We start from the raw sequence: 10240 nt of genomic DNA, 5'->3' as shown, positions 1-10240 counted from the left end.
GTGTGCCATGATCGCCTCCAAGGACGCTGCAAGCGGCCCATCCGCTTGTCTCGCTTCCAGTGCAGCAGACTAAACCGCGGGGTCGCGATCAGCGCATGTCGAGCGCTTCTTCGCTTGGCTCGGCCGCAACCGCCGCTTCTACCGCGACGTGGAACGGCTCATCTCCTCCGCAGAAGCCTTCCTCTACGCAGCATCAGCCATCATCCTGATCCGGCGCATAGGACGTTGCCTATCAGATTCGGAATGAACTCTAAGACTGTCAAGAAACACTTGGCGACGCTCAAGGAGCTCGGCGCGGAGTGTAACCTGACGGTCCGACCTCGCCGCGTAAGACGCCAGCCAATCGGATCGCCTGCTCGATAACATCGATACGCATGTAAGTCGCCGCCCGCCTAGCCGCGACTGCGCGATATTGTTGTCTCGCCTGTCCCAGGCAATCCGCTGAAGACTCCCAGCATCATTGCACTCCGACGTTGGATGCGCGCAAAACTGGCGGATCCGGAAAAGGTCAGCAATGGATTAAAACAGAAGTTGAAGATCGATGCATGCGGAGGGAAGGTCCCGTCGTTGTTGGATTCGAGCGGCTATGAAACATCGCGCATGGCTGGCGACTGGCGAGGATATCGGTGGAGCGGGGACGCATTTTAAGATTCTCCCCTGGTATCTGATTTGGGCATTGCCGACCTAAGCCTGGCCCCTACTAGACCGAAATCACCGCCGCGAAGTGTGCTTGGTTGGACGAGGCCGCCTACCTTCCGCTATATTCACTCTACGCTGGCGGGACCCCCCGCTTGGACAAAAGAGCGCAAAAGAAACAGCATGGGCGTTTCCGCAGTGCCCCGCCCGCTTCCAGATCGGTCGCCCTAGAAGGAGGCGTAGCCAAGATGCCCAGCTAGGTCACTGCCTCTATATCGCTATCATCACGTTCACCAGGTTCAGGAATATAGCATGGCACAAGATGATGAAGGCGAAGTACGCCGCAAGCCTCGCTTTCAGGATATCGCCCGGGAAGCTGGTGTCGGAACCGCGACTGTAGAACGCGTGCTCAATGGCCGATCAAATGTTTCGCCAAGGATGGCGCATCGCGTGATAGTTGCTGCGCGCTCGCTTGGGTACGATCGAAGCCTGCCTTCTTTGTATCGTGCTCGTATCCGTATCGAAGTAGTCCTAATACGCCCAGAGACGGAATTCTTCTCACGCCTCAGCAAAGAGTTCGAGAAGATTGCTGCATCAGCCGACAAGTCGATCATCATTCATCGTTCCTTTCTCCAAGAAGATGCGCCCTACACGATCGCGCGGCGGATCGAGAAGGCTGCGCAGGACCGGTCGGGCTTGATCGTTGTCGTCCAGGACCATCCGGCCATTATTGCAGCGCTAGCGGCGGCCGACACTAAAGGAATTCCCATCGTCCTTCTTGTATCGGACGTTCAGTACGGCGGAGCAGGAGTTTATGTGGGGATCGACAACGAGAGTGCAGGGAGGACCGCCGGGTATTTTATGACCAGAATGCTCGGTGGCCGACACGGCCGTGTGGTCGCTCTCTGTCACAGCGGCGCTTATCTCGTGCACAGGCAGCGGCTCCTCGGCTTCTCGCGATATTTCCCGGCCGACAGCGATCGTCTGACCTTCGCAGCATGTCTGATGACGCGGGACACGGACGACCTGAGCTACGCTCTTGTCCGTCAAGCACTACAAGAGCACGATGATCTCGTAGGTGTCTATCACACTGGCGGAGGCCATCTAGGGGTCGATCGGGCTCTCAACGAATTCGGGCGCTCAGGCCAAGTGGTTTATATCGGACATGAACTGTCGCCCGCCACTCGACTCTTCCTAGCTTCTGGCACCATAGCGCTAACTATAGATCAGGCTCCTGAGCTGCAGGTCAGACGTGCCCTCGAGGTTCTCGAAACCTTGATTGGGCTTAGGAAGGGACCGCCCGATAAATCGCCAATTCCATTCCGCGTCATAACTCGGGAAAACATTGGTCTATGACACTGGCCTCATGATTCTAAAAGCGACTTGAGTTTGACCTCGGGCCTTGCCAACATCTCGGCGGCCGGCCTAGCCTTCTTAGCAATAAGCATCTCCGCAAGGCGCACATCTCGCGCTACACTGTTGATTGGCCCGATACCGCTTGCCGCGACCAGTCGAAGGTCCGCAGCCAGATGGAATAGGATGAAGCAATCCGCGCCTATGTCACGCCTTACGACCGAAGTCCCCTCATCACTCAGACCGACTACTTGAAGGCCAAGCTCGTATTGATCTGACCAGAACCATGGAATGGAGCAGTGCTGTTCGGCGTTCCCCAGCATATTGCGAGCCGCCAAAGTGCCATGTTCCTGTGCACTGCGCCAAGCCTCAAGACGCACTCGACGCCCGCCATAAATTGCCAGGGGGAACGAACAGCAATCTCCCGCCGCGAAAATGTTCGGGTCACTGGTGCGCATGTTTGAATCGACGGCGATGCCATTTTCTATCGTGAGGCCGGCAGCCTTCGCCAAATCGATGACTGGCGTTGCACCGACGCCGATGACGGCCAGATCAGCTTCAACCATTCGCCCATTCGACAATGTAAACGTGACAGAGTCGGAGTCGTCGACTATATCTGCCAAGCCCACACCACAAACAATTTCGACCTCCGCGCGCTCGTGCCGGGCACCGATCGTCGCTGCAATCTCGGCCGGTACGCCGCGCATCAAAATGCGCGGTTGAGCCTCTATTACGGTGACTGAAGCACCGCACTGTCGCGCCGAGGCGGCGAGCTCCAGACCGATGAAGCCTCCGCCAACTATAACTACTCTCAGACCTGGACCAAGCCGGCTCCGAATTGCTACGGCATCGTCGTATGTTCGAAAATAGACGCAGTGCCTGCTCGGCTCGGCCATCGGCAGACGACGAGGGATCGCTCCCGTTGCCAGCAAGAGAAAGGCGTAAGACAGTGCGGTGCCGTTGCTGAACTTAACCGCCTTCGCTATCGGGTCCACCGCTACAATCCGCTCACCCCTCACATGCTCGACTTCGGCAAGTGCAAGCTGCTCCTCCGTGGCAATGACTTTCAACTCGGGTGAAATGATTCGCGGGTCGTAGTTCTTAGAGAGCGGGGGTCGCTCGTAAGGTAGATGAGGTTCGTCGCCGACGAGTGTTATCGACCCTCTATGGCCGCCCTCACGCAAAGCCAATGCCGCACGGACGCCAGCTTCACCGGCTCCGATGATGACCATGCCGTTCACTGCGTTTCCCCTGCTATAAGGCAATTAAAATGTGGCCAGCCTCGTTCTTCACCGGATATGTCATCAGATTGATGCAGACCGGCGCTCCACGGGCCTGTCCGGTCTTGTAGTCAAAGCGACCGTTATGCTTGGGGCACTCAATCGTTTCATCAACCACTAGACCATCGGCCAGATGGACTGCTTCGTGTGTGCAAAGCCCATCGGTGGCGAAGAATTCGCCTTCTGGACTGCGGTATACCGCGTACGTCCGGCCGTTGTGGTCAAACCGAATGACGTCTTCCATCTCTATGTCTTGATCGTTGCAAACAGGCACCCAATGGGTCATTGGTGACCTTCCTTTTCTACTCTGATATGTGAGACAATTCTTTTTTGCCAGATCAAGCGTCGCTGCTCTCGAGCGAGCTCGATCCTCAGTTAGACTAGCATCCGTGCATGGGAGAGGGGACTCTGTTGAACTCTCTCATGCGCGGAGTTGAGGCGACGCCTCAGTCCTGCGTCGATTTAGACGCCCCTTGTCGCTGTCTTTACTTCACGCTTTGCAGCCTGCTTCGCTGCTCGGCTCATAAAGCGTTGGTTCATCCGAATCTCCGCTTCCTTTGAGCCGTCGTGGAAGGTGCCGAACCATTTGTCGACTGGGATCGCGCCGTCGGCGTAATTGCATTCGAAAAACTTGTGATGGAGATAGTGGTCGTAGGAATGCGTCTCAATCGCTTTCTCTTCAGAGATAATTATCTTTTCAAAGCCGGCATGGCCCGGCGCGGGCGCTAAGCCTGCATGGACCAAGTTGAAGATCGCATGAACAGGATGAGACGGCACGATCCAATGTATCAGCACAGCCGAGAAGTAGAGCAGATGCTCGACGGGGTGCATCGCAAGACCCGACCACGGGCCTGGATTGACGTTGTTATGATGCAATTTATGGACGGTGTGATAGAGCGCATGCGCATGGATCAGCCTGTGCACGAGATAAAAGTGTATTTCACGCCACAGAGGTACAAGAAAAAATATCGCGGCACAGTAGATTGGGTGTTCGGCGAAGCTGACATAGGGAACATAATGATTGGAAAACGCCCAGAGCGTGAGTGCCTCATAGCCGGTCCATATCGGCACGGCGCTCATGAAGGTCCAGATCATATTGTCGGCGTTTTGGTTGCCAAACAGAAAGGCAGAGTTGTCCTTTGACGGCCATTTGCCATTGAATTTGAAACTGGTCCCCTGCTTTCGCTGCATGTAGAGGCGAAGATGAAAAGCACCGAAGAACAGAAACACCATCACCGCATTGCGGACAAGGAGGTACGAAACCCATCCAACTGAGAACGTCTTGGTCGTCGCTAGGGACGGTGTCGCATAGAGCCAGAGCAGAACGCCAATGACGCCATACAACATATTCCACGGCATGATGTAGCCGGGATACCCGAACATCCACTTGAGGAAGTTCAGGGGCTGAGCCGGCCACACGAAGACCGGCGGATAGGTAATCAGCTTGTTGGGCTTCCAATCCCCGCGCTTGTCGCGGGTGCCATAAAGTGCATCGTCCATGACGCCGGCCTTCCAGGTCTTGTTTCGATGAAACTACCCTTCTGACCACGGCGGGAGTAGCAGATCATTGATCCGATTTGATCAGGGCCAAGGTGGGCCTGCGCGAGAGCTTGTTCGGCACGCGAATTCCGACAAATGGAAGTACTCATGTCCATGACTGATCAAAAATGATCAAAAGCTCTGTGGCTTTGTTACTCAATTGATGACGTAGTGGTGACACTTAGCGAAACGTCTTTGGGGTTGGATCAGCGACAGCAATAAAAATAACTGTCTCAGTGTGATGCCAGAAGCGACTTAACGACGGTGGACTAAAACCATTCGCGGCGAGCCGCGTAACTAAGGAGGAAACTAATAATGTATAGCCGCAAGGTATTGCGTCTTCTTACTATGGCCGCTCTCGGGGCCGCCACAGTCATCGTAGCCCATCCGCCTCAAGCTCGGGCGGCGGCGCCAACGCATTACGTTTTCGCGCTCATAACACATGGGCAGACTGGCGCTGCCTTTTGGGATGTCGTGCGGAGAGGTGCGCAAGCGGCCGCCGCTAATCATGGCGCCAAGCTTATTTATCTTCCGAATCCAACCGAGTCCGGCGAAGCGCGCCTGGTGACAAACGCTTTGCAGCAACATGTCGACGGCATTGCCATTACGCTCGCATTTCCACTTGCGATGGCTCCGGTGGTCAAGCAGGCTGAGGAGGAGAATGTTCCCGTCATTGCGGTGAACGCGGGTGCAAACGAGTGGCAGAAGATGGGTATGTTGGGCTATGTGGGCACCGAGGAAATCGCGAGCGGCATGAGCGTCGGCAACAGGCTCAACAAGGCCGGTGCTAAGAATGTAGTTTGCCTTGATCACCAACAAGGTGCAATTCAATTGGAGCAGCGGTGTGACGGAATCAAGAAGACTTTTGCAGGCAAAGTGACCGTTCTTTACGTTCCCGGTCTCGATATGGCCAGCGCACAGTCGCGAATGCTGGCCAAACTACAGCAAGACCCAACGGTTGATTTTATTGTAACCTTAGACTCCTCATTTGTCCCCGCAACGGAAACGGCAATAAAGTTAGCGGGGAGCAAGGCTAAAACCGGGACGTTCGGCATTGATGGTCTGACAATCAAGTCCATAGAGCGAGGGACGGTGGATTGGGCTGTCGATATCCAGCCCTGGCTCCAAGGCTACGAAGCAATTGATCTCCTTTATCTCAACAAAGCCAACGGCAATCAGCTCGGAGGAGGAGGCCCTGTTCTGACTGGTCCGAGCTATGTCACGAAAGACAACGCCAAGGACATTGCGATGTTCGCTTCGGAAGGAACGCGTTGAGCATCTGAAAGAGATAAAGCGCACCTTCAGAGGACATCGGAAGCGAGGAGACGGCTTTCGCAAAGGCCCTTTGAGGTGCGAACTCTCCCGAGTTTCGGCGAAGACATAGGGCAGACGTTCCTTATAATCTGAGACTGCACCATCCACTAACCAGGCGCGAAACTAGAGAAAATCGAAGAAGGCTAAGAAGGCGACTTATTGGTTGACCGGGGCCGGATGACGTTCGTCACAGTCCCGGCTCGTCAGCCGCAATTCACGCAAGTTGAACATACCTTGCGCGGCAGCACGCTTTCATAGCGATTGGATCGCGGGTCGAGTGTGCTGCCAGTGCTTGGATGGCCACAGCGACCTCGTCACCCCAGTGCCACATTGTTCTTGGCGGAGCTATATCAACGCGAAAGGACCACCATGACGATAGCGACGGATGTCTTAAATGCGCGGGTTGCTCGACGACAAGTCGAGCGACAAGCACTGTGGAAGAAGGTGCTCAAGCGGCCAGAAATCGGCGCGCTGGGCGGGGTCATTCTCGTTTTTATCTTCTTCTACGTCACGGCGCCGCCATTCCGGCAGTTGGCCGCTTTCACGACGATTCTCTATCAGTCGGCGACGCTAGGGATTCCGGCCGTGGCGGTTTCGCTCCTCATGATCGGTGGGGAGTTCGACCTAAGCGCCGGAGTTGCAGTCACCGCCTCATCCCTTGCCGCCGCCATCTTCACGACGGAGGTTTTTGGCAATGTGTGGATTGGTGTCCTTGCCGCTTTGGTCCTGTCACTGGGGATCGGCGCGCTCAACGGCTATCTGCTGGTCAAGACCAAGCTTCACAGCTTCTTGGTGACGCTATCGACATTCCTCATGCTCCAGGGCCTGAATATCGCCATCACCAAGCTGCTGACGGGCAATGTCGCGACCGACGACATATCCGGCATGAGCGGCTTTAACTCGGCGCATGCCGTCTTCGCCTCGAGCCTGACCATCGGCGGCGTGACGATCAGCATTGCCATCATCTACTGGATTATCTTCGCGTTACTCGGCACCTGGGTTCTGTTGCGTACCAAGGTCGGCAACTGGATCTTCGCGGTGGGCGGGCAGGGCGACAGCGCGCGAGCCGTCGGTATCCCGGTGAAGAAGGTCAAGATCGGCCTCTTCATGCTGGTTGGCCTCTCGGTCTGGTTCATCGGCATGCACATGCTCTTTGCCTATGACACGGTGCAATCGGGCGCCGGTATCGGAAACGAACTCCTCTACATCGCCTCGGCAGTGGTCGGCGGCTGCCTGTTGACCGGCGGTTACGGCTCAGCGATTGGATCGGCTCTGGGCGCCTTTATTTTCGGCATGACGACCGAAGGCGTCATCTATGCCGATTGGGACCCCGACTGGTTTATGTTCTTCGTCGGCGCGATGCTGCTGCTGGCAACGGTCTTCAATGGCTGGCTGCGCACCCGCGCAAGCTCGAGGTGAAAGACATGTCGAAGAGTAATTCAACACCCATCGTGAAGCTCGCCAATGTCGGCAAAAGCTATGGAAACTTCAGCGCCCTGAAGGATGTCAGCATAGCGGTCCGGCAAGGTGAGGTGACCTGCATTCTCGGCGATAACGGAGCGGGCAAGTCGACGCTCATCAGTATCATCGCCGGGCTGCATCCCCACGACGATGGCGTTTATGCCGTTGACGGCAACCCCGTCCACTTCACGTCACCGCGCCAGGCTCTGGATCTCGGTATCTCGGCCGTCTACCAGACCTTGGCGATGGTGCCGCTCATGTCGATCTGGCGGAACTTTTTTCTCGGTTCGGAGATGACCACCGGCACCTGGCCATTCCGCCGGCTCGATGTCGCCGGGATGTGGGAGAAGACCGATGTGGAGCTGCGCCAAATGGGCATCAACGTGTCCGATCTGGAGCAGCCCGTGGGGACGCTTTCCGGTGGCCAGCGTCAGGTGGTCGCGATCGCCCGCGCCATCCACTTCGGCGCCCGTGTCTTGATCCTCGACGAACCGACGGCGGCGCTTGGCGTGACGCAATCGGGCATTGTGTTGCGCTACATCGCCCAGGCGGCTCGAGAGCAGGGGATTGGTGTCATCTTCATCACTCATAACCCCCACCACGCTTACATGGTCGGTGACCACTTTATGGTTCTCGCGCGCGGCGAGGTCGAGCTCGACGCGCCCCGATCTGAACTCAGCCTCGACGATCTCATGTTCCACATGGCGGGTGGCGCCGGCCTCAATGCGCTGCAACATGAGCTTCATCGGAACGACCCCCCAACTGTTCGTCCAGAGCGTGCCGACAGTTGAAGAACAGCCTGAGAGGACGCGAACGGCTGATCAGCGGGAAAAAGGGGAATGCCATCTTTACGCGCGAGCTGGCGCGGCGTTAGGATCACCGCAGGTAGAGCAACTGCGTCAATAACCCGCAGCGGGAAGGAAACTGATGAAAACGGTTGTGGGCATCGCGACACTGGAGCGCACGGAGACGCTTGCCCGAGCAGCGTGGTGGCTATGGGTTGTCGCCACGGCGTCGCTACTGGTGATGGCCTCGCTCGAGTTCGTCGTATCATTGTTGAACACTGCGAGCGTCGACAGCGGCGACGAAATCGCCCGCGCCGCAATACTCTTAGCGTCCGCTGCGCTGGTCTATGTGGGCGGACGCGCTGCACGGCACGTCATGGGTAGCGACTAGGCCACCTGGTCCTGGAGCGTCCCGTCAATCTCATCCGCCATCGACAAAATCATCTGCGCCGGGGTCGAGGCGAAAGTAAACAAACCAGGCTCGCCCTTCTTTCCTCCAAGCCTTGCCAACACCGCTACTAAAACGACTAGAGCGTCTTCGCGATATTTGCGCAGAACGCGCTCGGTTGGAAGTTTGTGGTCCACTTTCGCCAGTGCCTGAGCAGTTGTTTCGATGAGAGCCTCGGCTAAAGGTGTCACGATGTTTTAGCTCCAAATGAAATGCTGAAGAGTTAAAGTTCTCAAGTCTCAAAGCGTTGAATTCAAAGGGCGGTAGCCATGAAAGCAGTCGGCTCATAAGCAACTCCTGGTTGCATCTTCGACGACTCAATCTATCATTAGGAGCATGCGGCTTGTCGCTTATCAAGTTGAGAACCTGTGACACATCATGCTGAGTGCAAGCTCGGAGGGGCCGGTCGAACCGGATTCTGACGACCTCGTGTCCTGGTTGCGGGAACGTGTCCTGGTCATGGTGCGCAGCCAGGGGCGCGATCTTTCTCTCAGACAGCTCGGCGTGCTGCTCACCATCGGCGAACCCGGCGGCCCCCACACAATCAAAGGCGTCGCTGAGGCAACGGGTGTTGAGGCACCGGGAGTTGCGCGCGCTGCGGACGCTTTGGAGGCCTACAAACTCACTCGTCGACTGATTGGCAAAGACAGACGCGCCGCGAGACTCGAAGTGACGCCGAGCGGGAGAGCGCTTGTAGGCGCCTTGGGAACCCAGCTTAGCGCTAAGATGCCGGTTGCCTAGACCGCAACGTGGCGAGGTCGTGGGACGTTGTCTGACATTCACACACTTGCCCCGGAAGGGCCGCGGCGGGAACAGATTCCCGGCCTACCCTGCTCGCCTAGTCAGGGGTGAAACGCGTGGTCATCTATACCTTCTACCGGTTAGGCCGGGCTGGTCATGTGGCAAGCACTGGGGAAGTCGCCTGCGCCGATGACGCCTCAGCACGCGAGGTGGTTGCGCTGTCGTTAGCGCCGCGAGAGACGGCGGAACTGTGGGAGGGCATCCGCCACGTGGGCAAAATCACGGGCGCCACGTCACCCGGGGGTGAGTGAATCATCCAAAAATATTAGTCGCGCGTAGAAAAGGCAGAGCCGTTCCATATGGAGCCAAGCCATGCCGCGCGCCCGCAATGCTCTATCCCCACAAGCCGTGCTCGCCGGGCTTTTGCGATACTTGGAAGGCTCGGGTGCCCTAACCCACGACGAAGGGCGGGCGATCGTAGTCCGCGCCAATCTCCATCGCATTCATGAGGGAACGGATAGGACTTTGGGCACCTCGCTGATCATCGACAGCCTTCTTCTGAAACTCGACCGGCTTCCGACTTCGTCCGCTAAGACTCGTGGAGCGAACGACCAGCAGGGGTCGTAGTGGTGCATCGCTAGGGAAAAACGCTGGTTTGGAGTGGACGTTCACTAAGAGTCGCT

General features: G+C 56.9%; 11 protein-coding genes and 1 pseudogene. 8 read left to right on the top strand and 4 right to left on the bottom strand.

The annotated features are described in order from the left end of the window. Nucleotides 1-97: 97 nt before the first annotated feature. Nucleotides 98-247: pseudogene (locus GSQ92_RS11770) on the top strand (IS5/IS1182 family transposase); the annotation flags it as partial. Nucleotides 248-948: 701 nt separating this feature from the next. Continuing rightward, nucleotides 949-1992: a LacI family DNA-binding transcriptional regulator gene (locus tag GSQ92_RS11765; protein ID WP_159013491.1), complete on the top strand. Its 1044-nt coding sequence runs from the start codon at nucleotides 949-951 to the stop codon at nucleotides 1990-1992. Nucleotides 1993-2000: 8 nt separating this feature from the next. Here GSQ92_RS11765 and GSQ92_RS11760 read toward each other — a convergent pair whose 3' ends face one another. The 3 genes from GSQ92_RS11760 to GSQ92_RS11750 form a co-directional block, all read right to left on the bottom strand. Beyond that, nucleotides 2001-3221: an NAD(P)/FAD-dependent oxidoreductase gene (locus GSQ92_RS11760; RefSeq protein ID WP_159013497.1), complete on the bottom strand. Its 1221-nt coding sequence runs from the start codon at nucleotides 3219-3221 to the stop codon at nucleotides 2001-2003. A 22-nt stretch (nucleotides 3222-3243) separates the two neighbouring features. Further along, nucleotides 3244-3555, bottom strand: a complete 312-nt coding sequence (locus tag GSQ92_RS11755) for a MocE family 2Fe-2S type ferredoxin (RefSeq protein WP_159013490.1) — start codon at nucleotides 3553-3555, stop codon at nucleotides 3244-3246. Nucleotides 3556-3731: 176 nt separating this feature from the next. Next, on the bottom strand, nucleotides 3732-4769 hold the full coding sequence (locus GSQ92_RS11750) for a sterol desaturase family protein (protein WP_159013489.1): 1038 nt from the start codon (nucleotides 4767-4769) through the stop codon (nucleotides 3732-3734). A 354-nt stretch (nucleotides 4770-5123) separates the two neighbouring features. Between GSQ92_RS11750 and GSQ92_RS11745 the strand changes: the two genes are divergently transcribed. From GSQ92_RS11745 to GSQ92_RS11730, 4 genes are all read left to right on the top strand, one after another. After that, a complete protein-coding gene (locus tag GSQ92_RS11745; protein WP_159013488.1) occupies nucleotides 5124-6083 on the top strand; it encodes a substrate-binding domain-containing protein in 960 nt (319 codons plus the stop codon). Between the two features lie 408 nt (nucleotides 6084-6491). Further along, on the top strand, nucleotides 6492-7541 hold the full coding sequence (locus tag GSQ92_RS11740; protein WP_159013487.1) for an ABC transporter permease: 1050 nt from the start codon (nucleotides 6492-6494) through the stop codon (nucleotides 7539-7541). A gap of 5 nt (nucleotides 7542-7546) precedes the next feature. Continuing rightward, the gene (locus GSQ92_RS11735) at nucleotides 7547-8374 is read left to right on the top strand and encodes an ATP-binding cassette domain-containing protein (protein WP_159013486.1); all 828 of its coding nucleotides are present in this window, start codon (nucleotides 7547-7549) and stop codon (nucleotides 8372-8374) included. A 136-nt stretch (nucleotides 8375-8510) separates the two neighbouring features. Continuing rightward, on the top strand, nucleotides 8511-8759 hold the full coding sequence (locus GSQ92_RS11730; RefSeq protein WP_159013485.1) for a hypothetical protein: 249 nt from the start codon (nucleotides 8511-8513) through the stop codon (nucleotides 8757-8759). Here GSQ92_RS11730 and GSQ92_RS11725 read toward each other — a convergent pair. Further along, nucleotides 8756-9007 (bottom strand): hypothetical protein, encoded by a 252-nt coding sequence (locus tag GSQ92_RS11725; RefSeq protein WP_159013484.1) that lies wholly within the window; start codon nucleotides 9005-9007, stop codon nucleotides 8756-8758. The genes GSQ92_RS11730 and GSQ92_RS11725 overlap by 4 nt on opposite strands. A gap of 187 nt (nucleotides 9008-9194) precedes the next feature. On the opposite strand from GSQ92_RS11725, the gene GSQ92_RS11720 reads away from it, so the two are divergent. Both GSQ92_RS11720 and GSQ92_RS11715 read left to right on the top strand, forming a co-directional pair. Further along, entirely contained in the window at nucleotides 9195-9557 is a 363-nt protein-coding gene (locus tag GSQ92_RS11720; protein ID WP_159013483.1) for a MarR family winged helix-turn-helix transcriptional regulator, read from the top strand. 372 nt (nucleotides 9558-9929) lie between these two features. Next, complete coding sequence (locus GSQ92_RS11715; protein ID WP_159013482.1) at nucleotides 9930-10184, top strand: hypothetical protein; 255 nt, start codon at nucleotides 9930-9932, stop codon at nucleotides 10182-10184. Nucleotides 10185-10240 lie beyond the last annotated feature (56 nt).

Origin of the sequence: Acidisoma sp. S159 (genome assembly GCF_009766125.1) — a bacterium.
In the GTDB taxonomy this organism is placed as follows: domain Bacteria; phylum Pseudomonadota; class Alphaproteobacteria; order Acetobacterales; family Acetobacteraceae; genus Acidisoma.
This window is presented reverse-complemented; position numbering and strand designations above follow the sequence as displayed.